This is a genomic window from Amycolatopsis sp. QT-25 (assembly GCF_029369745.1).
GTDB lineage: Bacteria > Actinomycetota > Actinomycetes > Mycobacteriales > Pseudonocardiaceae > Amycolatopsis.
In genome coordinates this window covers 3858085-3883512 of the sequence record NZ_CP120210.1, presented here as the reverse complement: position 1 = coordinate 3883512, position 25428 = coordinate 3858085, and the positions used below count along the sequence as shown (strand labels likewise).

Below are 25428 nucleotides of genomic sequence, written 5' to 3'. Positions count from 1 at the left end.
ATTCAGCGCCCTTCAAGAGCGTGCTGATGCAGATACCTCGCACTCGATAATCGTCTGTATATCGATGCGCGACAGCAGCGGAACGCCGGCGCGGCGACATGGCCCGCCGACCAAGCCCCGTCCGCCCCCGCAACCGGCACCCGCAACGGCTTCGGCGAAGCCAGCTCGGCGATGATCGGCCTGTGCACCGACTTCGACCCGGTCCGCAACGCCGCCCCGCCCTACGCTGCACCACTCACCGCGGCACTGCACAGTGCGTATGGCGACAGTTGGTGCTTGATGGGATGTCGTCCGGAGCTGCGTTTGCGGATTCTCGACAGGTGCCCGCGCCGGTGCTAGGTGGACTCCGCCACGACTTCGCTGTCTCGCGCTTCGGTTCCGTCGGCTCGCAGGTGTGGAGCGCGGTTCATGTTCCGCATGACGGGCAACATCACCGGTACCGCGGTGGCGACCAAGAAGATCGCCGCGAAGGCGAAAAGGGTGCTGCGCAGGCCGATGGCTTCGATGAGGCTGCCCGCGAGCAGGGGGCCGATCGGAGTGCCGATCCAGGCACTGGCCTTGAGGGAGCCGAGCGTGCGGGCACGTAGTTGGGGCGGGATGCGCTCGTAGAGCACAGCGTTGAGGATCGGATTGAGTCCTCCAGTACCGAGCCCGGCGACGAACGCGACCGCCAGTGCGATCGGCAGGGTGCCGGTCAGAGCTAGGACAAGCGACAAGGGAGCACCGGCGATGAGTACCCCGAAGGTGAAGACGATCCGTCTGGGCAGTCTCGGTCCCAGCCAGGCGGCGATGAGTGCGCCGATGATGGCTCCCGCGCCGAGCGCGCCGGCGATGAGACCAAGTGCGTCGGGTTGCTGCAGACGCTCGCGGACCCATACCGGCACGAGTACTGCGTTGATGCCCTGATCGAGCAGGTTGGTCACCGCGATCATGGCCACCAGCGCGAGCATCAACCGATTGGTACGGATGAACCGTACGCCCTCGCCGAGGTCCGCCACGTATTGACGTGTGCTCAGTCGCCGTTCAATCCGCTGCGGCTCGGCGGCTGCCGGGACGAGCAAGGCTACGAGCGCGGCGGCGAGCCCGAAGCTGATGCCGTCGATGAGCACGACGGTCGGAGCTCCAAGCGCCGACACCAAGATGCCGGTTACCGAGGCCCCCACGAACAGGCCGGTCTGGTTCGCGCTGCCGTGCAGTCCAGCGGCGCGTTCCAGCGGAACCGCCCCCAGACTTGCCGTGCCGGGCACCAGGACCTGGCCCGCGCAGTCGGCCAAACCCCGGACCGCCCCGGCGGCGGCCGCCAAGCAAGCGAGCGCTCCCAAGGGGAGAAGGTCAGCGGCGTAAAGGGCTGGAATCGCGCATATCGCGGCCGCCGCCGCGGCGTTACCAAGAACGTATACCCGCCTGGCGCCGATTCGGTCGATCAACGGTCCACCGAGTGCCTGCATCGCGACATACGGTGCCATCTCCGCGAAGGCAATCAGTCCCATGCGGGTGGCACTACCGGTTGAGGTGAGCACCAGCCAGGGGATTGCCAAGGCCGACATCGATGTACCGAGCACCGAGGTGAATTGAGCGACCAGCAGGCCGGTAAAAGGCCGCCTCGGCAGACTACCCGTCATGACATTACCACGTTGAGCAACTCCGCTCCCGTTCCACTGCGATCCCACGGGCGATGGATGGTCGATGCTATCGAAATACGACGCCCGGCCCGGGTCCGGCTCTCGTGTATTGCATCCAGTGCTTGCGGATTGTCTGGCGTGGATATGTGTCTCAACGGAACACCACGCGACACGGAACACCCCTTCACTACCCAGAACGAGCATTATCCCCAGCCGGTGCACTGACCATCTGAGCCCAGGGTACGAGGCCGTAGCACACAGGTACTCACTGAACAAATGCGGAAGAGGGTTTTCCCGACCCGTGCGCCGTTCCGAGAGAAATGCCTGGCGAGGTCGGTGATGGTGGAGGGCCATGATGCTGCACCGCTTGTCACCACCACTGTGTCCATCTCGCCTCTGCGGGCACGACCTGGGCGTCGTTCTGGTGCGTGCATGGGTGCGGATTCTGGGGGCCGAGTGCTCCTACTGTGGCCCAGAACGCGACGGCGACGGGATCCTCGCCCAGCGGCAGCATCGTCCAGTGGTAGCGGGTGGCGCGTGCTCGGGTCGCAGCCACCAGTACCCGCCCGGCGCCCCGGTGCCGGTGCTTGTCCTCCACGTCGACACTGAGGAGGACGGCGCGCCGGTCAGGGCCGCACAAGGAGAATCGGATCTCGCCGAACGCGGTGTCCCATGCGTAGCTGGATGGCGCCGATTCCGGCCGCCGTGGGCGGGCCGGAGCAGCACGAGGCGCAGGCCGTACTCGTCAACGTGGTCTTCGGTGACGTGCCGGACGGGGCCGGGGTCGATCATCGCCCGCACTCCGGACCCCGCGGACAGGGCATGACACGCCTCGCACGTCCATTCTGGCGACTGGTAGTCCTGCGACCAGCCTTGCCGCACCCCTGCGACCGTGAGGTCGCGGCCCCACGGGCATCGTGCCGATGTGCCCGTGCCGGGCCGGAGGGGAACTTCCAGCGTGCGCCACTGCCGGACCGGTCATCGAAAGTCCCTCGACTTCCCTGTCAGGTCCCGCAGATCCAGCGGTCGTACGTGATCGGCGACCACCGTAGCGGTTCCCTCGGCTATCTGGGCGATGCCGCGGAACAGCAACGCGCTGCCGGCCTGCAGGACCTTCCGGTAGGTGTGGACCATGACCGGCGAGACGAGAATGCTGGCCATGCCGGTCTCGTCCCCGAGGGTGAAGAAGGTGATCCCGCCGGCGGTGGCGGGGCGTTGCCGGTGCGTGACCACTCCCCCGATCCACACCCGTGCCCCGATCCACACCCGTGCCCCGTCCTCGGCCTGGCCAAGCTGGGCGGCGGTGACGGCGCCGTGGTCGGTGAGCCACTAACGCAGGTACTCGACAGAGTGAGAATCGGGCGAGATGCCAGTGGCCCACAGGTCAGCGGCGGTGACCTCGATCCGCGCCATCCCCGGCAAAGCCGACGCGTCCAAGACCGCTGCGGGAGCACTCACTCATGTCGACCTCGACGAGGTGGCTGCTGGTGCTTGTTCCGGTTCGAGGAGGATCTGGGCGGCGGTCCTGACGCCGATGCCGGGTAGGGACTGGAATCGGCAGACGGAAGTCAGGTCCGCGTCATGGCCATCGCCGCCGACGTGGTGGGAACAGTTGCTGGAGCGGTCAGCGGGTAGTGCGTTCGCCGCCGTTGACGGCGACGCACTGGCCGGTGATCTGCCGGGCGCCGGGCGAGGCGAGGAACGCGACCGTTGCGGCGATGTCGTCGGGCGTGCTCGGCCGCCGGGTGGCGGCGGCCTTGATCAGGGCCGCCCGGCGCTCGTCGGTGAGCCGGTCCCGGAAGAACTCGGTGTCCATGACGTAGCCGGGCGCGACGGTGTTGACGGTGACGTCGTCCGGCCCGAGCTGTTGCGCCAGGTCCACGGTCCACGACGCGAGGCCGGCCTTCGCCGCGCCGTAGGCACCGGCGCCCTTGTCCGCGGCGATCGATCCGATGTGCACGACCGTGCCGCCGGGCCGCAGCCGGTCCCGCAGGGCGGTGGTGACGAGTACCGCGGACAGCAGGTTCGCGTCCAGGTTCGCCCGCCAGGCCGAGGCGACCGCGGCGAGGCCGGTAGGGGCGTTCCGGTCGAAGTCGGTGTTTCCGCCCGCGTTGTTCACCAGGACGTGGACGTGTTCGGGCAGCTTCTCCAGAGCGGCCTCGACGGCGGCGGGGTCGGATGCGTCGAACGGGACGGCGACGGCGCGACCGCCGAGATCGGCGACGAGTTCCTCCAACGGATCCAGCCGCCGCCCGGTCACGATGACGTGGAGGCCGGCGGCGTGCAGGGCGACGGCGACGGCGCGGCCGATGCCGGTGCCTGCTCCGGTGACGACAGCGGTGCGCATGATTCTCCTTGATGTCGGGGTCAGGTATTCAACACCTTGTCGCGCCGACCCAATCGATGCCGCTTCAAGAATGGATTTCAGCTGATCGATCAGTAGACTCTAATGATGGAGATCCGCTGGTTACGGGCCGTGGCGGCGGTGGCGGAGCACCTGCACTTCGGCCGCGCCGCCGCATCCCTGGCCATCGCGCAGTCGCAGATCAGCCAGCAGGTGGCGGCGCTGGAGCGCGAACTCGGGGTGCGCTTGTTCGACCGGGATAGCCGCAACGTGGCGCCGACCTCGGCCGGTGCCGCTTTCCTCGCCGACGCCGGTGCGGCGCTGGAGCGGCTCGACGCGGCAGCAGAGCGTGCTCGGGCGGCGGGACGCGGAGAGCACGGGACCCTCGCCGTCGGCACCGTGGGATCGGCGCTGGGCGCACCACTGCCGCGCCTGCTGCGGGCCTTTCGTGAACGGTTCCCTGCGGTCACCGTCAACTTCGCCGAGCTCACCACCACCGAGCAAGTGGAGCGGCTGCGGGCCGGCACTCTTGACGTCGGGTTCCTCCGCCCGCCACTACCGGATCCGAGTGCCCGTGAGTTCGAGCTGATCACGGTCGCACGGGAGGAACTGGTCGCGGTGCTGCCGCCGGAGCACCGGCTGGCCGGGCGACCCGCCATCCACCTGTCGGCGTTGCGGGACGACCCGTTCGTGCGCAACCCGCGTCGTCTCGGTGCCGGCCTGCACGAGACGGTCACGGCCCGGTGCCGGGTGGCCGGTTTCGAGCCGCGGGTGGCGCAGGAAGCCGTCGACATGGACACCGTGGTCGGCCTGGTGGCCGCCGGGTACGGCGTGGCCGTCGTGCCGGCCTCGGTCGCCGGGCGCGGGCCGCTCGACGTGACCTTCGCCCGGTTGGTCCCGGCCGCACCGCCGATCGAGCTGGCCCTGGCCGTGCCGGACCGGCCGCTGTCGCCGGCGGCGGAGCGGTTCATCACGTTGGCCCGCGACCTCGGACCGGTCCGGCTGTGACCCCGGCGCGCGAGTGAATCATCACCGCGGAATCACCGGCACAACCAGTGATCAACGTGCCACCGGACACAAGGCGCCGAGGCCGGCGATCTCCGCTACCTCGTGGTGGCGCGGTCGGGTTGGTCGGCGGGGCCGACCATGACGCTGCGTCATCGGATTGTGTCGGCCAGAACCTACGGGCACGACTGTCAACAAATGTGACACCAACCGGGGTTCTCTGTTCCGCTCATACCGGACCCCGGCCTTGACCGGCACCTTCACTCCGTTTAAACGCCCACCGCTGTACGGCAGAAGCGGGTCCACGGCTCCTTTTCCCTCTACGGCGCCGAAGCCACCAGCGGCGACACGCTGCTGAGCTCGTTCCTGCACTGACTCCCCTGTCAGTACAGGAACGACGGGCGGCGATAGAGCTGAACAGCCTCCCAGATCGACGGGGTACGGAGTGTCATCAGGCGATTCCATTCAGCCACTGCTGCGACAACTTCACACGATCGGCTCGCGGCGGGCGGGGCCTCCCTAGGTCCGTCACGCTGCACGAAGACCTCGCCCACATAGGGCGCCCGGTGCTCTTCAGATCGCGACGCGGCATTAGCATCTCCGGTATGCCATCACCGATTCGGGGATCTATCCCGTGCTTCGTACTACTAGCAAGCGCTTAGTCACCCTGGGGGATTCCTTCACCGAGGGTGTCGGCGACGAGGACCCGTCGTCGCCCAACGGCGTGCGCGGCTGGGCAGACCGCGTCGCCGCCACGCTCGCGGCCAACCACCAGGACTTCCGCTACGCCAACCTCGCCATCCGCGGCAAACTCCTCGGGCAGGTCCTCGCGGAACAGCTCGGCCCGGCGCTCGCGCTGAACCCGGACCTCGTGACGCTGTATGCCGGCGGCAACGACCTGATGCGGCCGAAGGTCGACATCGACGCTCTCATGGACAACTACGACATCGCTGTCGGCAAGGTCGTGGCCACGGGTGCACGGGTCATCCTCTTCACCGGTGTCGACGGGGTCGAAGACGCGTTGTTCCGCAGGATCCGGGGCCGCGTGGCGATCTACAACGAGCACGTCCGCGGCATCGCCGCGCGGCACGGCGCGCTGCTGGTGGACATGTGGGCGATGCGGCAACTGCGGGACAGGCGACTGTGGGCACCGGACCGCCTGCACCTGAACTCGTCGGGGCACAACGAGATCGCCATCGCCGTACTCGACGCGCTCGGTGAACCGCACAAGCTGACGCCCGCCGGACTCGGACCGCGACCACTGCTGAGCACACAGGCACGGCGCACCGAGAATCTCCAATGGGGCAAGGAGCACGCCGTTCCGTGGATCAAGCGCAGGCTGCGTGGCGAATCCTCGGGCGACGAGCTCGCGCCGAAGCGGCCGACGATGGACCCCTACGTCTGACGCGGCCGAAGCCCGTCGAAGAGAATGCAGGTCGTCCGGGTCCGGAGCTCCGGCCCGGCATGCTCCGCAGCCTTCGCCGTTCCGATGATCACCGGGATCAGTTCGTCGACGCTGAGGTCCTCGCGGACGTCGCCGGTGCTCTGCGCCCGGCTGAGCAGGACGCCGAGCGCGTCCTTCAGGCGCACGCCGATGACCGACCCGGTCGACGGAATGCTGACTCCGGCCGCCGACAGGGCTTCGAAGTACGCGTTCTTGGCACCCGACATCTCGATCCAGCCGATCAGGAACCCGAAGAACGCGGCGCCCGGGTCGGGTGAGTCGGCAGCCACCGTTGCCTCCGCTTCGTCGACGAAGCGGTGAAGGCGTGCGAAGAGCACGGCCTCCAGAAGCGCCTCTTTCGTCGGGAAGTGCCGGAAAACGGTGCCGACTCCGACGCCGGCTTCGCGGGCGACTTCCTCTGTCGGCGCACTGGTGCCTTTGGCCGTGAAGACGCGCTCCGCAGCCTCCAACACCCGTGTGCGATTACGGCGGGCATCGGCTCGGAGCGGTCTCTCGTCCGTCACAGCGGGGATCCTAGACCCGATGTCGAGGACCTGTCCGACGACTCGGGTCTCCGGATCGACGATGGAGGAATCGGGACCTCGTGTTCCCGATTCCTCCATCGTCGCGGGGTCGACCCGGTTCAGACCTTCCCCACTCACCCGCGCGACCGAGCCGAGGTCGGATTCCGGCGGAGACCGAAACGCCGGAACCGCCTCACGCGCGAGCACCCACTAGTCCGGCATCTCGTCCAGCACACGCGCCAGCGCCTTCGAAACCCCGGTGCGCCCGCCCCCGCCCATGACCCGGCGTGCCATCCGCTGGAACTCGTCGTCGGGATCGAAGCCCTCATGGGTGAGGAACAGCCTGGTCCCCCGCCCTCCGGCTGAAGCCGCCAGGTGACCGTCCACTCCGGACCCCGGCTGATGCTCGGCCATCGTTCCGGCTCGACGGCCAGCACCTCGCAGGCGACCGGGCCACCCTCGAATCCGGTGGCGGGCATAGGGTCCGCGAGCAGCTCGAATCGGTGTCCCACCACGGGTTCGATGTCATTCGGCATCCGGAGCCGGCGTTCCGGAAACTGCTGTTCGGTGAGCGCGCGCCACACCTTGCGCGGCGAATGCGCCAGGAACCGGTCGACGTGAACGGCCGTCGGGTCTTCGTCGTTCAGAACTTCTCCTCGTCCAGCAGGTCGCCCAGCTTGCCGCGCCAGTAGCGCTCGTAGGGTGAAAGCCAGTCGGAAACCTCTCGCAACGGAGCGGCTTCGAGAGAGAGAAGACGCGGTTGCGCTCCTGTCGCTCTTCCCGGACGGGTCCGGCCTCACGCAGCACCCGAAGGTGTTCCGACAGGCTGGGCCGCCGCATGTCGAAGCGTTCGGCGATCTCCCCCGCCGCCCGCGGACCGTCGAGGAGGATGTCCAGCACTTCGCGGCGGGCCGGGTGGGCGAGCGCGGCGAAGACGTCGTCGTCGACCGGCATTAGCGCGGCCCGTTGCCGTAGCCGGACGGTTCGAGCAACCCCATCACATTGCCGTCAGGGTCCTTCGACGACGTCACACGGCCCCACGGCATCTCCTCCGCGTCGCCGACCTCGATGCCCTGAGCACGAAGCTCCGCAATGTCGGCATCGATGTCGGCGGTGCTCTGCTGGAAGGAGCCGACCATGATGAACGGACCGCGCGGCCCATTGACGTCGACGAGCAGGTCGAAACCGAGCTTGCCGACGTAGAAGTCCCACGCCTTGGCCTGATCGGTGACCGGCACGGTGAGGAACTGGACGCGCTCGATGTTCATGCCGCAACCATATGTAGGAGATTTCCTACGTTTCAATCCTGATCTCCATACAACCTCTACTTAAATAGAGGTCCAGAGTTCGTGACCAGGACCGCAAGAGCTTGAGTTCATCCTAGGACGAGCTTTTAGCGTCTTCGGCATGACCACAGAGAGCACCACCCAGTCCCCCCTTCGCCTCGCCGTGATCATCGGCAGCGTCCGGCACGAACGCTTCGCCGACGCCATCACCGGCTGGCTCCTGACCGAACTCGCCGCGCTCGACGGATTCGAGGTCGACCCCATCGACCTCGCCGACATCCATCTGCCGTTGCAGGGAACACAGCCCGGCGGCACCGAGACGGTGATCAGCGCCAGGCTGCGCGTGGCCGACGCCTACCTCGTCCTCACCCCGGAGTACAACCACAGTTTCCCGGCGGCGCTGAAGAACGCGATCGACTGGCATTTCACCGAATGGGCGCACAAACCCGTCGCGTTCGTCGGCTACGGCGCCGGTTCGGGCGGTATCCGCGCCATCGAGCAGCTACGGCTGATCTTCCCCGAACTGCGCGCGACCACCATCCGCGACGCGGTGCTGTTGACCGCACCGTGGACCCGCCTGGGCCCGAACGGATACGAGGGCACCGAAGGCGAACGCGGCGCACTGGCCGCGACGATGACGGAACTGGGCTGGTGGGCCCGCACCCTGCGCGCCGGACGCGTCGCGGCTCAGGCGAATGCGGCATGAATCGCCTGACCGGACAGGAACTGCGCATCGCCTCGGTGATCGCGCTCGGCGGATTGATGGCCGTTCTCGACACCACGATCGTCGCCGTCGCGCTGCCACGGTTCATGACGACGTTCTCCGCGTCGCTCACCACGATCCAGTGGATCGCGACCGCCTACGCGCTCGGCATGGTCGCGGCGATGCCGCTCGCGGCGACCTTGGCACAGCGCTGGGGAGCGCGCCGGGTGTATCTGGCGGCGCTGCTCGTGTTCGCGGTGACGTCCGCGGCCGCCGGAGCCGCCGGCGAGCTGGGCTGGCTGATCGCCACACGGGCGGTGCAGGGCCTCGCCGGCGGCCTCATCAATCCGCTGGGGATGACCATCGGATTCGGCGCGGTGGCCCCGGAACGCCGGAGCCGGATGACCACGATCACCGGTCTTCCCTTGTTGATCGGGCCGATCCTCGGTCCGATGCTCGGGGGGCTTCTGCTGGAGAACCTGTCGTGGCGGGCACTGTTCTTCATCACCGTTCCGCCCGCCCTGCTCGGCGTCGCCGGCGTGCTGCGCTGGGTGCCCGCGGACATCCCGTCGGCGGAACGCGCTCCGATCGATTTCGCCGGTGGCTTGCTGCTCGTCCCCGGTGTGGTCGCGGTGGCGTACGGATTCAGCGAAGAGACGGTCGGCATGAACGTCCGAGCGGCCATCGTCGCCGCCGGTCTGGCGCTGATGGCCGTGTTCATCCGGAGGTCGTGGCGGCATCACGCACCGCTGCTGAACGTCCGGCTGCTGCAGGACCGGACGTTCGGGCGCAACGCCGCGGTCCTCGTCCTGTACGCCGGCCCGTACTTCGGCTCGATGCTGCTGATGCCCGCCTACATTCAGCTGATGCGGGGCGATTCGGCATTGATCAGCGCGCTGATGATGGTGCCGAGCACGATCGGGATGGGCCTCACCATCCAGTTCGCCGCCCGCGTCCTGGAACGCTTCGGCCCGCGGATCGTGGTCGGGACCGGGCTGAGTCTCGCGATCGTCTCGACCGCACTGACCATCCTCGTCCTGACACCGGACACGCCCTACCCGGTGCTGGCGATCTTGGGAGTACTGCAGGGGGCGGGTACGGGGGCGATCATGTTGCCCACCATCGTGAGCGCGGGCCGGCACCTGCACGGCCCGGATCTCGCGTCCGGTTCCGCGATCCTTCCCTTGTCCAGCACCATCGCGAGCGCGGTCGGCACGGCGGTGGTGAGCGGGGTGTTCACCGGCCTGATCGCAGCCGCCACCGCCGGGCAGGGGCTCGCCGCGCTGAGCGATCCGGCGGCGGGCGCGGCGCTCACCGGGGAGATCGTCGACGCGTATCGTCTGACTCTCGTCGGTGTCCTCGCGGTCATGGTGCTCGCCCTGGTGGTCAGGCTGCGGACCAAGCCCATTCCGGCGGCGGAACTCGTCCGGAACACGACATGACAACGCCGGCACGATCCCGGGACCACGCCCGGCTGACCGTCGGCGAGGTCGCGAACAAGGCCAAGGTCTCGGCCAACGCCGTCCGCTACTACGAGCGCTACCGGATAGTCACCGCCGAACGCACCACCGGCAACGCGCGCCGGTTCACGATCGACGCCATCTGCCGGATCCGGCTCGCGGTCGCCGCCCAGCGCGTCGGACTCAGTCTCGCCGAAAGCGCGGAGATCCTGGCCGAGATCCCGCCGATGTCCTCCGACCTCGAGCAGTGGTCAAGTGCGGGGCAACGACTCGTCGAGGCCGGACAGACCCGCATCGCCGAACTCGCCGCCGTGGTCGACGAGTACCGGACGCTCGCTTTCCTCAGAAGCTGAACGAAAGCCGCTGAGTCCATGGCGTCACCCTGCACCCTCGACCAGGGACGAACTCCAGTGACGACCGGGTTTCAGCGCCCGGGAAACGAGTCGTGAAGGCCTCCTTCTGTAATGACCGGTTCTGACTTGTATAAAACGCGTCGAGAGGGTCTTGATCAGCGAAAATCGATCCGGTTAGCACGGTCGTTACCGGCCCTTTTCGGTGCTCCGGTGTACCCAGCGTGTACCGGTACACGAGCAGTAGGCCCTCACCTTCGCGCAGGTGGGGGCCTTGTGCGTCACCTGCGCAGCGTTGGCAAGAACGGGAGCATCACGAGCGACTCGCGGTCCCCCGGCGCTTTCGCTTGGACTAGCTCGTCAGGCGGTGCCGGGCATACTGCCTTGCGGCGGTGGCGAGCCTGGTGGCGCCGGGGAACGGAGTTGTCGCGGCTCGGTAGCTCCACAGTCCAGCTACATAGCAGGCGAAGGCCGTGACTGCTTTATCCGTCCGTTCGGACCACGACGGCACCGTTGACGCCCACTCCTCGGCCTCGCCCGGCTCATGGCCCGCCGCGATGAGCCGCACGACCAAGAAGGCTGTATCTACCCATGCCGCGCCCGAGGCAGGCCGTCCCCAGTCGATCACCCGCACAGACGACGAATCATCGTCGATCATGAACTGGTGCTCGTGGAGATCGGTGTGGAGCAGAGCGGCCCCCTCGATCAGGCTGGGGGTCGCACGGCACCAGTCGGTCAGCTCCTCGGGATTGAATCCCGCCACCTTGTCCGGGGCCTCGGCCGCGAGTTTGGTCCACCAGTCGGTGGACGCCCAGCGCTTGCTGAGGGGCTGTGCCGCTTCGCCGGAAAGCCCATTGATCCTGGCAACTGTCGTGGCGACGGTCGCGAGGTCGTCAGATCCCGGAGACAGATCGGCGGGACGACCGTTGACGTACTCGAAACCGACGATGAGCCAGGGAGCCTCCGCGTCGATGTCTTCGCTGAACCGGGTTTCCGGGGCTACTCCGGGAGCGAGTTCTCCGGCCCCGGACTCGTTCCGAAGCCAGCGCATTTGTGGGCTGACACCTCGAACGCCCTTCAGGAAGACGTCTCCCTGATCACCGCGCAGCACGAGAGCGACATTGCAGTTCTGCCCCTGTTCGATCTCTCGCACGACGGTGATCGAACCAAGGCGCGCCTGGACCGCGCTGTGGATGGTGACCGGTAGGTCATCCCAGGTGAATCGCTCCATCACGCGGGGACCGTATCAGCGCACACCTGGTACTGATGGCATCCTGTGTCGCCGCCGGAGTGCGTACACCCGTCCGTGCACTGGTTGCACTTTGCCGACGCGGTCCACAGCGGAAGATCGACGGCGTACCCGGCATCGCGCAGGGCCTTCATGGTCGCGCTCATCGAATCCTTCAGAGTCTTCGTGAAGGGGATGGCCCCGGTGTCGGTGGGCTCGTGGTGGATGAACCGGCCTGCTACGCGGTCGCAGAACGCGGCGTACTCGCGCGTGTAGAGAATGAAGGTGTGCCAGCCGATGTCGACGGTCTCACTCGGAGACAGCGGCTCGGACGCCCCGGAGCAGGCTCCGAGATACGCGAGGGCCTGATCCATGATCCGCGCGGCGAACTCGCGCGTCATGTCGTGTTCCTTGGAGACCTTGTTCACGAGCCGGTTGAACAGCTTCTCGGAGACAAGGCCTTGCCCGGTGATTTCTTCCACGGTGATAGTCATTCTCTCTCCTCTTCATGAACCATTTTTTTGCCACGTCAAAGACGAGGAACCAGCCGACGCACCCGTTCGGGGGCTGCACGGCTGCCTCGACCGGGCGCCTAGGGTTCGAGCCCTTCTTTAGTCAACTCGACCGCCCGCTCTGTGAGTTCGTGGCCAAGCTGGGTGTGGGCTTCACCGAGTGTCCGCAGGCTCCGCGCGAATTCCGTTTCGTCGTACTGAATCGACAACAGATGAAGGACGATGTCGCCGTATTCGTGGTTGATCAGGGCAAGCCGAGCGAAAAGCTCTCGGTCACGCTTCTCCACGGCGCGCTTCCTGGTTCGCTGTGCGCACTCGGTGGACACAGCGTGCGCAGATCCGGTCCGGCGTGGGCCGGACGCGATGTTGCGTCACGCTCGCTCGATCATGTTTCAGCGGGTATGCCTGCGTTTCCTCGCACCAAGGCGTCAGGAGGGGCGGCCAATCATTTTCAACCTGGCCAGTGAGGTAGCTGTGCGCAAGGCCGTCGATAAAGGCATGCCACTCGTACGTGGCCGCACGCGACACGAACAACCGTTTGGCGAGTCGCCGAGGCCTGTCGTCCAGTGCTGTCATCTCCCTCCTTCGGCTGGTGGTTGACCTGTTCACATCAGGTAGCCTGGTCGTCACACGCCATGATTGGAATAGCGCCGCTGTTTACAAGGGTTTACAGACGTGGTGGATGGGCATGGCTGAGCTAGGGCAGCGGTTGCGGGCGGCACGCGAGGCCGCCGACCTCAGCCTGTCCGCGATGGCCGCCAAGACCAACTACACCAAGCCCTACTTGAGCCTCCTGGAGAACGGCAAACGGACCGTGAGACCGGAGCATGTGACGGCATATTCACGCGCGCTCAACGTCTCGGCGGAGGCTCTCTACGGCCCGAAACAGGACCCTCTTCGGATGGCACACGAGTGGCTCGTGGCGGCCACGCCTGTCGCTGTGCACCGAACCTCTGGACGGCGGGTCGGGGAAAGCCTGACTTCCGAGATCGAACGGCGGGTTATCGATCTCCGCTACCTGGACGACACGATCGGCGGCGGGGACCTCATGCCGATCGTTCACCGGGAGCTGGCAGACACGATGGAAATCGTGGAAATCGGGAGCTATACCGAGAACATCGGCAAGCGGCTTCTCGTCGCGCTTGGCGAACTCTCTCAGCTCGTCGGCTGGGTCGCTAGCGACGCAGGGCACTACCAGGAAGCGCAGCGGGTGTACCTGGACGGAGTCTCCGCCGCACGGGACGCGGGCGACCAGACGCTTGCCGGGCAACTGCTTTCCTCGCTCGCATACCAGATGACGAACGTGGGAAACCCTGTCGATGCGGCCCTGTTAGCGAAGACTGCCGTCAAGGGCGCCGAGCGCGCGACACCCGTTGCCAAGGCATTGCTGCTAGAGCGCGTGGCCTGGGCTGCTGCCAAGTCCAGGGACACCGAGGCCGCACGTAGAGCATTGAATGCCGTAGACGACGCCTACGAAGCGCGCTCCGCTGGAATCAAAGAGCCGGAATGGGTCTACTGGCTGAACCGTGACGAAATCGACGTCATGGCCGGTCGCTGTTACATCGAGATCGGGCAGCCTGCGGAGGCCGCTCCGCTTCTCATTAAGGCTATTAACGGATACGAAGCCAGTCACGTGCGTGAAATCGCCCTGTATCAAACCTGGCTAGCCGAATCCTACGCTCGCGCGGGCGAGCTAGATGCCGCACGCGACGTCATCGAGGACGCCCGGATCACTTCAACTGGAATCAATTCCACCCGCCTGACATGCCGCGTCGAAGAAATTGAGCAGCTTATCAATTAAGAAAAATCGGTGGACACCATAGCGCGGGCCGGCCGCCGTCGCAAACCTGCCGACGACAGCTCATGTTGCGACGTGCGTGCATGACCTGTCCGCGGAAGGCCCGTTCCCGGTGCCGACCATTGTGTTCTCCGCTGTCGTGTACTCCCTGCGTACCGCCGAAGACTCCTTCACGGACTAGCGGCCCTAAAGCAAACGAAAGAGGGCCGCCCCCAAGCGGGACGGCCCTCTTCCTCACCTGACTCAGCGCTGCGGCGGCGGACCACCTTGCGGCCCACCGAACGGGCCCTGCTGCGGGAACGGCCCGCCGCCCGACCCCTGCGACGGCGGCACCTGGTACGGGCCACCCTGCGGGCCGGCGGGCGACTGCGGCTGCGGCAACCGCGAGGGCGGCGGAATCTGCTGCTGCGGCGGCTCCGGAGCGGCCTCCGGCTCGGGAGCGGGCGCGGCCTTGGGCACCTGACGCGGAGCGGGCGGCTCCTGCCTCGGCGTCGCGACGCCCAGCGCCGGAACTTCCTTGCGTGCCACGGCTTCCGCCGCCGCGACGGCTTCGGCGACCTTCGGGTCGCTGGAGGTGTCGAACCAGCCCTGGACCTCTTCGTCCTCGAGGTCCGGCTTCTCGACAGGGTCTTCCTTCGGCGGCTCGTAGCGGAACACGCCGTCGTCGCCGGGGGCACCGAGCGCCCGGGCGAAGCCTTCCAGGGCCTTGCCGTAGTCGCTCGGGATCATCCAGACCTTGTTCGCGTCGCCCTGCGCCAGCTGCGGCAGGGTTTGCAGGTACTGGTACGCCAGGACCTCGGGCGTGGGACGTCCGGCCTTGATCGCCGCGAAGACCTTCTCGATGGCCTTCGCCTGACCCTGCGCCTGCAGGTACCGGGCGGCACGTTCACCCTGCGCCCGCAGGATCCGCGACTGCCGCTCCGCTTCCGCGCTCAGGATCGCGGCCTGCTTGGCACCTTCGGCGGCGAGGATCTGGCTCTGCTTCTGACCTTCCGCGGTCTTGATCGCCGATTCACGCTGACCTTCGGCGGTCAGGATCATCGCGCGCTTCTCACGGTCGGCACGCATCTGCTTCTCCATCGAATCCTGGATGGAGGGCGGCGGGTCGATCGCCTTCAGCTCGACGCGGGCGACGCGGATACCCCAGCGGCCGGTGGCTTCGTCGAGCACCCCGCGCAGCTGGCTGTTGATCGAGTCGCGCGAGGTCAGCGTCTGCTCGAGGCTCATGCCACCGACGACGTTACGCAGCGTCGTGGTGGTCAGCTGCTCGACACCGACGATGTAGTTCGAGATCTCGTAGACCGCGGCACGCGAGTCGGTCACCTGGAAGTACACGACCGTGTCGATCGACACGGTCAGGTTGTCCTCGGTGATCACGGGCTGGGGCGGGAACGAGACGACCTGCTCGCGCAGGTCGATCCGTGCCCGCACCTTGTCCAGGAAGGGCACCAGAAACGTCAGGCCGGGAGAAGCCACCGTCCGGAACCGGCCCAGCCGTTCGATCACGGCGGACTGCGCCTGCGGCACCACCATGATCGCCTTGACCACGACGACGATCACGAACAACGCGAGCAATCCGACGACGATGAACACCACTGTTTCTGACAACTACCTTCCCCTTACGTAGAAACCCTTGCAGTTCGGCCGTCCGGCTCACAGCTCGGCGGAGACGACCGCCGTGGCACCCGAGATCTCGACGACCGTCACCGATGTCCCCGGGGCGATCGGTTCCCCTTCGGTCATGGCCCTGGCCGACCAGACGTCACCCGCCAGCTTCACCTGCCCGGCTTCGACGTCCACTGTGGACACTACTACCGCTCGCGCGCCGATCAGCGCGTCGGTGTTGGTCTTGATGTCCGGTCCCGCGAGGAACCGGCGTTTGAGGGCGGGCCGGACGAGGGCGAGCATCCCGACCGAGGTGACGGCGAACACCGCGACGTCGATGAACGGGTTCCCGGTCAGCGCGGCGGAGCCGGCCCCGAACAGGGCTCCCGCGCCCAGCATGAGCAGGAACAGGTCACCCGAGAGCAGCTCGGCGATGATCAAGAGGATCCCGGCGATCAGCCAGATGAGCGCGCCTGTCATGCGTTCATGCTCCCAGATCGCGCCGTTTCATACCGAAGAAGCGAAACCGACGTGACCGACGCGTGACCTTGAGTGACCCCGCGCAAACCGGGCATTCAGGATTCCTCACCCGGGTCGGAGACGAAGTCGATGAGCCGCTCCACCGCTCCGATCAGCGGCGTTTCCAGATCCCGGTAGCTGCCGACCGCCGCCAGGACGCGCTGCCAGCCTTCCCACGGCTCGCCCCAGCCGAGCGCGTCGCAGACTCCCTGTTTCCACTCCGTGCCACGCGGGATCTTCGGCCAGCCGCGGATGCCGACGACGGAGGGTTTCACAGCCTCCCAGATGTCGATGTACGGATGCCCGGTGATCAGCACGTTCTCGTCGCGGATTCCGTCGACGATCCGGGATTCCTTGCTGCCCACGACCAGATGGTCCACCAGCACACCGAGGCGACGGCCGGTTCCGGTGCCGAATTCGTCGATGCGCTCGGCGAGCACGTCCACACCATCGAGTGGTTCCACCACCACCCCTTCGACGCGCAGGTCGTGTCCCCACACCCGTTCGACGAGTTCGGCGTCGTGCTTGCCCTCCACCCAGATCCGCGAATCGCGCGCGACCCTGGCCTTGAGCCCTTGGACCTGGACCGAACCGGACGCGGAGATCCGCCTGACCGGGGTCTTCGGGGCCGCCTTCGCGGGCACCAGCGTGACCGGTTTGCCTTCGAGCAGGAAACCCGCGGGATTCAACGGGAACACGCGGTGCTTGCCGTGCCGGTCTTCGAGGACGACGTTGCCGTACTCGATCTTCACCACGGCACCGCAATAGCCGCTGGCCGGGTCCTCGACCACGAGCCCGGGCTCGGCGGGCACCTCGGGGATCTTCCGCTTGCGCGGACCGGACAACACGTCGTCGTACGAATGGGAGCGCACGGCGTTCGACGCTATCGGGGCACGGAGTCGGCGTCTCCCCGCCACGCCGGTCAGGCGGTCATTTGGAGCATCGCTTCGACGAACGGGGTCCGCTCACCTCGGTCGAGCGGACGCATCACGACCAGCGGCGAGAGCGCGACACACCACGCGCGGACACGCTCGGCGTCGAAGCCCGGCAGATGCGGCGCGATCGCGTCGAAACCGTCTTCGAGCGTGCCGCCTTCCCTCATCGGCAACGTGACCCAGTCGACGAGATCGAAGGCCGGATCACCGACGCTCGGGCGCGGATCGATCGCGACCGCTCCCCGGCCGGGCCCGCCGTCGAGGACATTGCCCGGATGCAGGTCGCCGTGCACGATCGACCTCGCTCCCCCGCCGGTCGCGAGTGCCAGTGCCCGTAGCCGGGCGCGATCGAGGGTCTCCAGCGAAAGCGTGGCCTCGGCCACCGAACCGCGCAGCCTGCGCTCGGCCAGCCGGTACATGAAAGCGACACGATCCTCCAACGGCGAAAAACCCGATGGTGGCCTCACCACGTGGATCTGGGCCAGCAGATCGCCGACCTCGGCCCAGGGAAGGTTCGCCCCGGCTTCCCCCAGTTGTGTGCCGGGATCGATGCCTTCCAGCAGGATCGCGCCGTCGGCGAGTGCGGTGGCGAGGACCTGCACGACCCGCGAGCAGCCGTCCCACGCCCGCAGCGCGGCGGCCTCGGACTCGGCGATCGCGTGATCCGGCGTCAGTTTGAGGACCTTCTTGGCGCCGTCGTCCCCGGCACAGATCAGGGTCCGGCCGGTGTTGCCGGGTTTCGCGTCGACGACGGTGAGCCCCCACCGCGCCGCCAGCCGGGTCACGAGCGCGGGCAGTGCGTCGCACCACGCCGTGACGTCTTCGCCGAACCGCGCGACCAGGCGCGCTCGCGCCTCGTCGTCGATCAGAACAACGGCCACGGGACAGCCCGCCAGTCGTCGCCGGGCTCCGGGAAGACACCCTCGGCCAGCAGCAGTTCGGTGCGCTCGGCCAGCGCTCGGATCTCGAAGCCGGTGAGATGCTCGCCGAGCGCGTCGCCGAGTTCGCCGTCCAGCCGCTCGCGCAGGCCACGCAGCTTGCCGGCCTCGGCCTCGGTCAGCCGCTCACCGATCCAGCCCCAGAGCACCGTCCGCAGCTTCGGGTCGGTGTGCAGGCAGATGCCATGGTCGACGCCGTAGACCCGGCCGTCGGCACCGGCGAGCACGTGGCCGCCCTTGCGGTCGGTGTTGTTGACCACGATGTCGAGCAAGGCGAGTTCCCGCATCCCCTGCCGATTCGCGTGCGCGAGCACCGCCGGTTCACCGTCGCGGTCGTGCGCGTGCAGGACGACGCGCCAGTCCTCCGGCAGATCACCTGGTGACCGGACGTCGACCAGTTCCTCCTCGGTGGTCTCGATCCACAGCTGCACCATGCCGGGCCCGAACGGGCCGTCGCGCAACACCGTGGGCGGGATCGCGCCGAGCCCGGAAGCTTCGGCGACCATGGCCGTCGCGACCTCGCGGCCGGCGAGCGTCCCGTCCGGGAAGTCCCACAACGGCCGCTCACCGGACACCGGCTTGTACACGACGTTGCCGGAGACGCCGTCGAGTTCGATCGTGCAGAAGAGCGTGACGTTGGAAGCGTCGACAAGCCTGCCTTCGACGTCGATCTTGCCGCGCGTCACCAGCTCCCGCGAAGTCTCCGTCACCCCGTTCAGTCCTCGAGAACGTCGACGTCGCGCCGGTACCCGTTCTGCCGCGGGCAGATGTGGCCCGCCGGGTCGAGCGGCTCGGCGCACAGCGGGCACGGCTTGCGACCGGCGTTGACCACCCGGTCGGCTCGTTCCGCGAAAGCGCGCGCCGCGCCAGGGCTGAGGAAGACACGGACGGCGTCCGGGCCTTCTTCGGTGTCGTCCAGAACGACCGTTTCGTCCACCTCGCCCTCCGTCATCGCGAGCAGCTCGATGACGACGGCGCTGCTGTCCGCGTCCCAGCCGAGCCCCATGGTGCCGACGCGGAACTCCTCCTCGACCGGAACCGTGAGGGGGTCGACGTCGAGCAGCTCGTCGGGCGCGTCGGCCGGTACGTCCGCGCCGAACCGGCTGGCGACCTCTTCCAGCAGCGAGCTGAGCCGTTCGGCCAAGACCACGACCTGCTGTTTCTCGATCGTCACACTGATCGTGCGGACGTCCTCGGACGCCTGGAGGTAGAAGGTGCGGTCGCCGGGCTCACCGACGGTTCCGGCGACGAACCGGTCGGGCTGGCGGAAGACGTGGATTACGCGAGACATGGCACCTTTGACCCTAGGCCACGACCCCGTGATCGGCACCCGCCGCCCCAAGGTTCAGCCCAGGGCGAAACCGCCGCGCCCGGACCGTCATGGGCAAAGGGGGCGAACCTACTCTTCTCCTGTGGTTGAGATCGCCCCTTACGGCACCTGGACGTCTCCCCTGTCGGCCGCCGATGTCGCGGCCTCGGGAGGCAGCGCGCAATGGCTGGCAACGGCGGGGAACGAGGTGTGGTGGGCCGAAGCGAGAACCGGTGAGGGTGGCCGCGTGACCCTCGTGCGGTCCCGCGCCGACGGCACGGTCAAAGACGTCCTTCCCCCTCCCTGGAACGTCCGGAACCGGGTCCACGAATACGGTGGCCGCCCCTGGCTCGTCCTTGGCGACGACCTGGTCTTCACCCACTGGGCCGATCAGCGTGTCTACCGCCGCGACCTGGCCACCGGCGAGACGACCCCGCTCACCCCGGAACCGGCCACCCCGCACCAGATCCGCTACAGCGACCTCCGGCCCGGCCGGACCGGTGAAGTCTGGCTGGTGCGCGAACGCAGCACCGGCCCCCGGCGCGTCGACATCGCCCGTGACCTCATCGCCGTCCCCCTCGACGGCGGCCCTGAACGGGTGCTGACGGCCGGCCACCACTTCCTCACCGCGCCGCACCTCTCACCCGACGGCGGGCGGGCGGCGTGGATCGGCTGGAACCATCCCGCGATGCCTTGGGACGGCACGGAACTGTGCGTCGCCGAACTCCGCGAGGACGGGACCTTCGGACCCCACCGCGTACTCGCCGGCGCGCCGGACGTCGCCGTCTGCCAGGTCGAATGGGAGACGGCGGACAGCCTGCTGGCGTTGCTCGACCCGGACGGCTGGTGGAATCTGCACCGCGTCGGACTCGACGGCGGCATCACGAACCTCGCACCGTCGGAGCAGGAGATCGGCGGTGCGCAGTGGAAACTCGGCGCACGCTGGTTCGCGCCGCTCGGGGACGGCCGGTTCGCCGTCATCGCCTCGGGCAAGCTCGCCATCCTCGACGAGACAACGCGGCAAGTGACCCCGGTGGCGGCCGCCGCCGACCTCACCGCGTGGTCCGCCAACGCTTTCGCGGTACACGAAGGCCACGTGGTCGGCGTCGCGGCGGGCCCGGCCCGCGAAGGCGCCGTCGTGAAGGTCGATCTCGACGGCGGGACAGTCACCGAACTCGCGCCGGCACCCGAACCACCGTCGCCCGCCTACCTGCCGACGCCGGTGGAGCGGATCTTCAAGAACGACGACGGCGACCAGATCCCGGCTTTCGTCTACCTGCCCGCGAACGCCGACTTCGCCGCGCCGGACGGCGAACGCCCGCCGCTGTTCGTGTACCCGCACGGCGGCCCGACCGGCCGGGACAGCGCGGTGCTCGACTACGAGATCGCGTACTTCACCAGCCGCGGGATCGCCGTGGTCACGGTGAATTACGGCGGGTCGACCGGATACGGCCGCGCCTATCGCGAACGGCTGCGGGAACAGTGGGGCGTCGTCGACGTCGCGGACTGTGTCACCGTCGCCGAGGCCCTCGCCGCCGAAGGCACCGTCGACGGCGACAGGCTGGCGATCCGCGGCGGCAGCGCCGGCGGGTACACCGCCGCCGCCTCGCTGACCACCACGACCACCTACCGCGCGGGCACCGTGATGTACCCGATCCTCGACCTCGGCCAGTGGACCGGGGACGGCGGCGAAACGCACGACTTCGAGTCGCGCTACCTCGACGGGCTGGTCGGGCCGCTGCCGGACTGCGAACAGCGCTACCGGGACCGGTCGCCGATCAACAACGCGGACACCCTCGCCGGCCCGTTGTTGTTCTTGCAGGGGCTGGAGGACGAGATCTGCCCACCGGAGCAGGCGGACCGGTTCGTGGCCGGGCTGGCGGGGCGCGGCATCGAGCACGCCTACCTGAGGTTCGAAGGCGAGCAACACGGTTTCCGGAAGGCGGAGACCATCGTGGCCGCACTCGAAGCGGAGCTGTCGTTCTACGGGCAGGTCTTCGGCTTCGAGACGCCCGGCGTACCGAAACTCCGGCTGAGCCGGTGAGGCCGGCGAAAACGCGGCCGGGTGACACGATCGCCCTGTTCGCCCCCGCAGGCCCCGTCCCGGCGGACCTGGTCGACAAGGCGCTGCCGGTCCTCCGCGGCTGGGGCGTCGAAGTCCACGTCGGCGAGTGCGTCCGCGCGGCGTCCACCGGCTACCTGTCGGCCTCCGACGAGGCACGGGCCACCGAGTTCACCCGCGCCTGGCTGGACCCCGGAGTGACCTGCGTCCTCGCCGCCCGCGGCGGCTACGGCGCACAGCGGATGCTCGACCTCGTCGACTGGGCGGCGCTGCGGGCGGCCGGACCCAAGATGTTCGCCGGATCGAGCGACGTGACGGCACTGCACTTGGCCGTGAACGTCCACTTGGGCCTGGAGACGCTGTTCTCGCCCATGCCCGCGACCACCCTGTTCGACGCGGTCGCCGCCGAACACCTGCGGCTTTCGTTGTTCGAGCCGGACTCCGTGCGGACGATCGCGTCGCCGACGTCTTCGCCGCTCGTGGCGGGCACCGCGACCGGCACGCTCATCGGTGGCAATCTCGCCCTGCTGACCTCGAGCCTCGGCGCTCCGGAACAAGGCTCGGCACGCGACGCGCTCGTGGTGCTGGAGGACGTCACCGAGAGCCTCTACCGGATCGACCGGATGCTCACGCAATTGCTGCGTTCCGGCTGGCTCGACGGTGTCCGCGGGTTCGTGCTGGGCTCGTGGCGGTCCTGCGGTGAGCCCGAGGCCATCCGTGGCCTCATGCTCGACCGGCTCGGACCGCTCGGGGTGCCCGTGGCGTGGGAATTCGGCGTCGGACACGTTCCCGCGTCACCGACCATCCCCCTCGGTGCGCGGGCCACCCTCGACGCGGACGCGGGCACCCTCCGCGTTTTGCCATAACGGCAACGGAACTTGCGCTCTTGGCCGGGCCGAGGGCATCTTTCGGACATGGATTCCACACAGCAGTTCTGGGAAGACTTCTATCGAGACAAAGAGCAGGTCTGGAGCGGTAAGGCGAACCCGATCCTCGTGCACGAGGTCGCCTCGCTCACCCCGGGCACGGCGCTCGATCTCGGCTGCGGCGAAGGCGGCGACGCCATCTGGCTCGCGCAGCAGGGTTGGCGGGTCACCGCCGTCGACATCTCGGAGGTCGCGCTCGAACGCGCCGCCGCGCACGCGGCAACGGCCGGAGTCGAGGGCATCGTCTGGGAACGTCACGACCTGGCGAAATCGTTCCCGGAGGGTCGCTTCGATCTCGTCTCCGCGCAGTTCTTCCACTCCCCCGTCGCGGAGGACGACGAGCGGGACAAGGCACTCCGCCGCGCAGCCGAGGCCGTCGCCCCCGGTGGCACCCTGGTCGTCGCCGGTCACGCGGGCTGGCCGACGTGGATGGAGGAGCCACCGCACAAGGACGTCCACTTCCCGACGACGGCCGAGGTGCTCGAAACAATCGTGCTCACCGACGGTGATTGGACCGTGGAACGGCAGGACCTGATCACGCACGATTCCCCCGGACCGGAGGGACAGCACGGAACGCGTTCGGACAACGTGCTCCGCGTGCGACGCTCGCGCTAGGTACGGTCGCGGCATGCGGATGACGGCTGCGGAAGCCCGGTCACGGTTCGAAGGCGAGCGGGTAGCGAGGCTGGCGACGACGGGCTCGGACGGCAAGCCGCACCTCGTGCCGGTGACCTTCGTCGTCGAAGGCGACTCGGTCGCGTTCGCGATCGACCACAAGCCGAAAAGCACCACGGCGTTGCGACGGCTGGAGAACATCGCGGAGAACCCGGTGGTCGGTTTTCTTACCGACCATTACGCCGAGGACTGGACCGGCCTGTGGTGGGCCCGGGCGGACGGGGTCGCCCGGGTGCTGACCGACCCCCACGAGCAGGCACTGCCGGTGCGGCTGCTGCGGGAGAAATATCCGCAGTACGAGGCACAACCTGCGCCGCACGCCGTGGTGAGCACGCTGGTCCACTCGTGGAGTGGGTGGCGGGCTTCTTGAGCTTTCTTTTTCGGCGTTGTTGCTGCTTTGCGGTGACAACGCCATCGCGAGACCGTATAGGTCGTTATACATTCGGCGAGCGCCTGGCAGCCGCCCAAGTTTTTGGCATCGCCTGAGAAGCGACGACAGAAGCCCCTACCACCTTCAGCCAAGCCCCCGCTAATGACGCCGGCTGCCCTGCCCCCGAGTACATGAAGGCCCCCTTCCTTGCGTCCAACGCAAGGAAGGGGGCCTTCATGTACTCGAAACTCAGGTGGAGCGAGGAGCCTCGGCGGGCAGGAACTGCTCCACCGGCCTCCCCCGCCAAGCCGAAATGATCCCCATCGGATCCGGCCGCAGCAGTGAAGCGGCCGCGTACACACTCGCCGCGACGACGACCGCCATGAACCACCAGTCGTACAGCGCCTGCTCCCCGGTCGGGTAGTAGACCAGCGTGACGAACACCGACACCGCGACGACGACCGCGAGGTTCCGGCGGCGCCATTCGAACGCGGACAGGACCACGAAACCCCAGGTCAGATACCACGGCAGCGAGGGCGGCGGGACGATCGCGCCGGCCAGCAGGACGATCGCCATCCGGTGGACGGCCGGGTTGCCGCCGTCGCGGGCGAGCCACCATTGGCGGCCGGCGAAGACGAACAGGCCGACCATCGCGATCGCCCGGAACACGGTGACGAACGGCGAGACCTCGACGTCGATCACCAGGTTGACCAGCGAGTAGAAGATCTCGCCGATCCCGGTCGGGAAGTTCATCCAGTTCGCGATCAGCGTCGGCGCCTTGAGGCCGGTCAGCCAGCCGAGGTTGACCGAGCCGAGCGACAGCCAGGTGCCCGCGACGAACACCGGCAGGAAGATCCCGACCGACGCGGCGCCCGCGCGGAGGAAGTCGGCCACCTTCCGGTCGCCGGGCAGGTGGTTCGCCCACACCCAGACCAGGAACGGCAGCGCCCACGCCGCGGTGGGCTTGATCAGCATGCCGATGGTGACCAGGACGATCGCGACGACGTGTCTGCGCTCCAGCGCGGCCAGCACGCCGACGGTGAGGAAGCCCAGCATCAGCAGATCGTTGTGCGGGCCACCGACGAGGTGGATCACCGTCATCGGGCTGGCGATGGCGAGCCACAGGGTGATCGGCAGCTTGCCACCGAGGTGCTTGACCAGCCGCGGCAGCGACCACAGCATTCCGACCAGGCCGATCATCAGCACCAGCCGGGTCGCGATGACGCCGGCGATCATGTCGTTGCCGGTGACCGAGACGATCCCCTTGGCGATCAGCAGGAACAGCGGGCCGTACGGCGCGGGCGTGGTCTGCCACAGCGGGTGGACGTTCTGCACGACGTCCGGCAGCACGACCAGTTCGGCCGGGCCGTTGGCGTACGGGTCGAGCCCGTTGAGGAGCTGCGCGCCCTGCGCGAGGTAGGAGAAGACGTCGCGGGTGAACAACGGCGGCGAGACCAGCAGAGGCGCCATCCAGCAGGCGGCGGCGATCACGATCGGACGGCTGGCGATCCGCCCGGCGAGCGCGTAGCGGCCGAGCCGGACCCACGCCCAGATGATCAGCCCGAAGCCCGTGTAGAGCGTCGCGTTGGCGAGGATGCGGCCGTGGCCGTAGCGGATCCACGACAATGGTCCGTGCCCCAGGATCGGGTCACGGACGAGGATGCCGCCGGCACCGAGCGCCGCCAGCATCAGCAGCGTGCTGCCGATGGTTCCCATCGCGATGGTGCGGTACGGGAACCGGGAAGGCACCCGGAGCCGCTCGCCGAGGGAACCGGCCGAGGGCGTCTGCGGGGGGTCTGTCGTGGTCGCCATT

27 protein-coding genes and 1 pseudogene are annotated in these 25428 nt (G+C 68.0%); 10 read left to right on the top strand and 18 right to left on the bottom strand.

Annotation, left to right across the window (positions count from 1 at the left end):
* Positions 1-335 precede the first annotated feature (335 nt).
* The 4 genes from P3102_RS18095 to P3102_RS18080 form a co-directional block, all read right to left on the bottom strand.
* Positions 336-1622, bottom strand: coding sequence for an MFS transporter (locus tag P3102_RS18095; protein WP_276370799.1), 1287 nt, complete (start codon positions 1620-1622; stop codon positions 336-338).
* Between the two features lie 370 nt (positions 1623-1992).
* Positions 1993-2220, bottom strand: a complete 228-nt coding sequence (locus tag P3102_RS18090) for a hypothetical protein (protein WP_276370797.1) — start codon at positions 2218-2220, stop codon at positions 1993-1995.
* Positions 2221-2600: 380 nt separating this feature from the next.
* Positions 2601-2888 carry an OB-fold nucleic acid binding domain-containing protein gene (locus P3102_RS18085; RefSeq protein ID WP_276370795.1) on the bottom strand — a complete coding sequence of 96 codons (288 nt, stop codon included), beginning with the start codon at positions 2886-2888 and terminating at the stop codon, positions 2601-2603.
* A gap of 358 nt (positions 2889-3246) precedes the next feature.
* Positions 3247-3969 carry an SDR family oxidoreductase gene (locus P3102_RS18080; protein WP_276370794.1) on the bottom strand — a complete coding sequence of 241 codons (723 nt, stop codon included), beginning with the start codon at positions 3967-3969 and terminating at the stop codon, positions 3247-3249.
* 105 nt (positions 3970-4074) lie between these two features.
* Between P3102_RS18080 and P3102_RS18075 the strand changes: the two genes are divergently transcribed.
* Positions 4075-4974 (top strand): LysR family transcriptional regulator, encoded by a 900-nt coding sequence (locus tag P3102_RS18075; RefSeq protein WP_276370792.1) that lies wholly within the window; start codon positions 4075-4077, stop codon positions 4972-4974.
* A 631-nt stretch (positions 4975-5605) separates the two neighbouring features.
* Complete coding sequence (locus P3102_RS18070; protein WP_276370790.1) at positions 5606-6376, top strand: SGNH/GDSL hydrolase family protein; 771 nt, start codon at positions 5606-5608, stop codon at positions 6374-6376.
* On the opposite strand, the gene P3102_RS18065 is transcribed toward P3102_RS18070, so the two are convergent.
* The 4 genes and pseudogenes from P3102_RS18065 to P3102_RS18050 form a co-directional block, all read right to left on the bottom strand.
* A complete protein-coding gene (locus P3102_RS18065; protein WP_276370788.1) occupies positions 6367-6939 on the bottom strand; it encodes a TetR/AcrR family transcriptional regulator in 573 nt (190 codons plus the stop codon). The genes P3102_RS18070 and P3102_RS18065 overlap by 10 nt on opposite strands.
* A 210-nt stretch (positions 6940-7149) precedes the next feature.
* The gene (locus P3102_RS18060; RefSeq protein WP_276370786.1) at positions 7150-7353 is read right to left on the bottom strand and encodes a hypothetical protein; all 204 of its coding nucleotides are present in this window, start codon (positions 7351-7353) and stop codon (positions 7150-7152) included.
* Positions 7354-7582: 229 nt separating this feature from the next.
* Positions 7583-7893: pseudogene (locus tag P3102_RS18055) on the bottom strand (metalloregulator ArsR/SmtB family transcription factor).
* Entirely contained in the window at positions 7893-8207 is a 315-nt protein-coding gene (locus P3102_RS18050) for a VOC family protein (RefSeq protein ID WP_276370785.1), read from the bottom strand. The pseudogene P3102_RS18055 and the gene P3102_RS18050 overlap by 1 nt, the downstream one beginning before the upstream one ends.
* 139 nt (positions 8208-8346) lie before the next feature.
* On the opposite strand from P3102_RS18050, the gene P3102_RS18045 reads away from it, so the two are divergent.
* Genes P3102_RS18045 through P3102_RS18035 form a run of 3 tightly spaced genes read left to right on the top strand, consistent with a single transcriptional unit; the run spans position 8347 to position 10741 of the window.
* Positions 8347-8931 carry an NAD(P)H-dependent oxidoreductase gene (locus P3102_RS18045; RefSeq protein ID WP_276370783.1) on the top strand — a complete coding sequence of 195 codons (585 nt, stop codon included), beginning with the start codon at positions 8347-8349 and terminating at the stop codon, positions 8929-8931.
* Positions 8928-10370, top strand: coding sequence for a DHA2 family efflux MFS transporter permease subunit (locus P3102_RS18040; RefSeq protein ID WP_276370781.1), 1443 nt, complete (start codon positions 8928-8930; stop codon positions 10368-10370). Before P3102_RS18045 ends, P3102_RS18040 begins: the two co-directional genes overlap by 4 nt.
* Positions 10367-10741: a MerR family transcriptional regulator gene (locus P3102_RS18035; protein ID WP_276370780.1), complete on the top strand. Its 375-nt coding sequence runs from the start codon at positions 10367-10369 to the stop codon at positions 10739-10741. The genes P3102_RS18040 and P3102_RS18035 overlap by 4 nt, the downstream gene beginning before the upstream one ends.
* 349 nt (positions 10742-11090) lie before the next feature.
* Here P3102_RS18035 and P3102_RS18030 read toward each other — a convergent pair whose 3' ends face one another.
* The 3 genes from P3102_RS18030 to P3102_RS18020 form a co-directional block, all read right to left on the bottom strand.
* A complete protein-coding gene (locus P3102_RS18030; RefSeq protein WP_276371228.1) occupies positions 11091-11969 on the bottom strand; it encodes a phosphotransferase in 879 nt (292 codons plus the stop codon).
* The gene (locus tag P3102_RS18025; protein ID WP_276370778.1) at positions 11969-12448 is read right to left on the bottom strand and encodes a hypothetical protein; all 480 of its coding nucleotides are present in this window, start codon (positions 12446-12448) and stop codon (positions 11969-11971) included. The genes P3102_RS18030 and P3102_RS18025 overlap by 1 nt, the downstream gene beginning before the upstream one ends.
* A 110-nt stretch (positions 12449-12558) precedes the next feature.
* Positions 12559-12765, bottom strand: a complete 207-nt coding sequence (locus P3102_RS18020; protein ID WP_276370777.1) for a hypothetical protein — start codon at positions 12763-12765, stop codon at positions 12559-12561.
* A gap of 305 nt (positions 12766-13070) precedes the next feature.
* Between P3102_RS18020 and P3102_RS18015 the strand changes: the two genes are divergently transcribed.
* Positions 13071-14279 (top strand): helix-turn-helix transcriptional regulator, encoded by a 1209-nt coding sequence (locus P3102_RS18015; RefSeq protein WP_276370775.1) that lies wholly within the window; start codon positions 13071-13073, stop codon positions 14277-14279.
* A 240-nt stretch (positions 14280-14519) separates the two neighbouring features.
* Here the strand turns inward: P3102_RS18015 and P3102_RS18010 are convergent, their stop codons facing one another.
* The 6 genes from P3102_RS18010 to P3102_RS17985 form a co-directional block, all read right to left on the bottom strand.
* On the bottom strand, positions 14520-15872 hold the full coding sequence (locus tag P3102_RS18010) for an SPFH domain-containing protein (protein ID WP_276371226.1): 1353 nt from the start codon (positions 15870-15872) through the stop codon (positions 14520-14522).
* Between the two features lie 57 nt (positions 15873-15929).
* Positions 15930-16361: an NfeD family protein gene (locus P3102_RS18005; protein WP_276370773.1), complete on the bottom strand. Its 432-nt coding sequence runs from the start codon at positions 16359-16361 to the stop codon at positions 15930-15932.
* 95 nt (positions 16362-16456) lie between these two features.
* Complete coding sequence (locus tag P3102_RS18000) at positions 16457-17272, bottom strand: DUF3097 domain-containing protein (protein WP_276370771.1); 816 nt, start codon at positions 17270-17272, stop codon at positions 16457-16459.
* Positions 17273-17322: 50 nt separating this feature from the next.
* Positions 17323-18216 (bottom strand): aminoglycoside phosphotransferase family protein, encoded by an 894-nt coding sequence (locus P3102_RS17995; RefSeq protein WP_276370770.1) that lies wholly within the window; start codon positions 18214-18216, stop codon positions 17323-17325.
* Positions 18201-18983, bottom strand: a complete 783-nt coding sequence (locus P3102_RS17990) for an SCO1664 family protein (protein WP_276370768.1) — start codon at positions 18981-18983, stop codon at positions 18201-18203. Before P3102_RS17990 ends, P3102_RS17995 begins: the two co-directional genes overlap by 16 nt.
* Positions 18984-18988: 5 nt before the next feature.
* Positions 18989-19564 (bottom strand): DUF3090 domain-containing protein, encoded by a 576-nt coding sequence (locus tag P3102_RS17985; protein ID WP_276370766.1) that lies wholly within the window; start codon positions 19562-19564, stop codon positions 18989-18991.
* 121 nt (positions 19565-19685) lie between these two features.
* On the opposite strand from P3102_RS17985, the gene P3102_RS17980 reads away from it, so the two are divergent.
* From P3102_RS17980 to P3102_RS17965, 4 genes are read left to right on the top strand one after another with little or no spacing between them, the layout of a single operon-like run.
* The gene (locus P3102_RS17980) at positions 19686-21626 is read left to right on the top strand and encodes a prolyl oligopeptidase family serine peptidase (protein ID WP_276370765.1); all 1941 of its coding nucleotides are present in this window, start codon (positions 19686-19688) and stop codon (positions 21624-21626) included.
* Positions 21623-22510: an LD-carboxypeptidase gene (locus P3102_RS17975; RefSeq protein WP_276370762.1), complete on the top strand. Its 888-nt coding sequence runs from the start codon at positions 21623-21625 to the stop codon at positions 22508-22510. The genes P3102_RS17980 and P3102_RS17975 overlap by 4 nt, the downstream gene beginning before the upstream one ends.
* 48 nt (positions 22511-22558) lie before the next feature.
* A complete protein-coding gene (locus P3102_RS17970; protein ID WP_276370760.1) occupies positions 22559-23185 on the top strand; it encodes a class I SAM-dependent methyltransferase in 627 nt (208 codons plus the stop codon).
* Positions 23186-23198: 13 nt separating this feature from the next.
* The gene (locus P3102_RS17965; protein ID WP_276370758.1) at positions 23199-23615 is read left to right on the top strand and encodes a TIGR03668 family PPOX class F420-dependent oxidoreductase; all 417 of its coding nucleotides are present in this window, start codon (positions 23199-23201) and stop codon (positions 23613-23615) included.
* A 249-nt stretch (positions 23616-23864) separates the two neighbouring features.
* Here P3102_RS17965 and mptB read toward each other — a convergent pair whose 3' ends face one another.
* Positions 23865-25427, bottom strand: coding sequence for a polyprenol phosphomannose-dependent alpha 1,6 mannosyltransferase MptB (gene mptB / locus P3102_RS17960; RefSeq protein WP_276370756.1), 1563 nt, complete (start codon positions 25425-25427; stop codon positions 23865-23867).
* Position 25428: the final 1 nt, after the last annotated feature.

Excerpts from the sequence above, each read along its gene's own strand:
- P3102_RS18040 (WP_276370781.1), top strand. The coding sequence starts at position 8,928 with ATGAATCGCCTGACCGGACAGGAACTGCGCATCGCCTCGGTGATCGCG.
- P3102_RS18060 (WP_276370786.1), bottom strand. The coding sequence starts at position 7,353 with ATGGCCGAGCATCAGCCGGGGTCCGGAGTGGACGGTCACCTGGCGGCT.
- P3102_RS17985 (WP_276370766.1), bottom strand. The coding sequence starts at position 19,564 with ATGTCTCGCGTAATCCACGTCTTCCGCCAGCCCGACCGGTTCGTCGCC.
- P3102_RS18080 (WP_276370794.1), bottom strand. The coding sequence starts at position 3,969 with ATGCGCACCGCTGTCGTCACCGGAGCAGGCACCGGCATCGGCCGCGCC.
- P3102_RS17970 (WP_276370760.1), top strand. The coding sequence starts at position 22,559 with ATGGATTCCACACAGCAGTTCTGGGAAGACTTCTATCGAGACAAAGAG.
- P3102_RS18050 (WP_276370785.1), bottom strand. The coding sequence starts at position 8,207 with ATGAACATCGAGCGCGTCCAGTTCCTCACCGTGCCGGTCACCGATCAG.
- P3102_RS18095 (WP_276370799.1), bottom strand. The coding sequence starts at position 1,622 with ATGACGGGTAGTCTGCCGAGGCGGCCTTTTACCGGCCTGCTGGTCGCT.
- P3102_RS18005 (WP_276370773.1), bottom strand. The coding sequence starts at position 16,361 with ATGACAGGCGCGCTCATCTGGCTGATCGCCGGGATCCTCTTGATCATC.
- P3102_RS18075 (WP_276370792.1), top strand. The coding sequence starts at position 4,075 with ATGGAGATCCGCTGGTTACGGGCCGTGGCGGCGGTGGCGGAGCACCTG.
- P3102_RS17965 (WP_276370758.1), top strand. The coding sequence starts at position 23,199 with ATGCGGATGACGGCTGCGGAAGCCCGGTCACGGTTCGAAGGCGAGCGG.
- mptB (WP_276370756.1), bottom strand. The coding sequence starts at position 25,427 with ATGGCGACCACGACAGACCCCCCGCAGACGCCCTCGGCCGGTTCCCTC.
- P3102_RS18045 (WP_276370783.1), top strand. The coding sequence starts at position 8,347 with ATGACCACAGAGAGCACCACCCAGTCCCCCCTTCGCCTCGCCGTGATC.
- P3102_RS18035 (WP_276370780.1), top strand. The coding sequence starts at position 10,367 with ATGACAACGCCGGCACGATCCCGGGACCACGCCCGGCTGACCGTCGGC.
- P3102_RS18030 (WP_276371228.1), bottom strand. The coding sequence starts at position 11,969 with ATGGAGCGATTCACCTGGGATGACCTACCGGTCACCATCCACAGCGCG.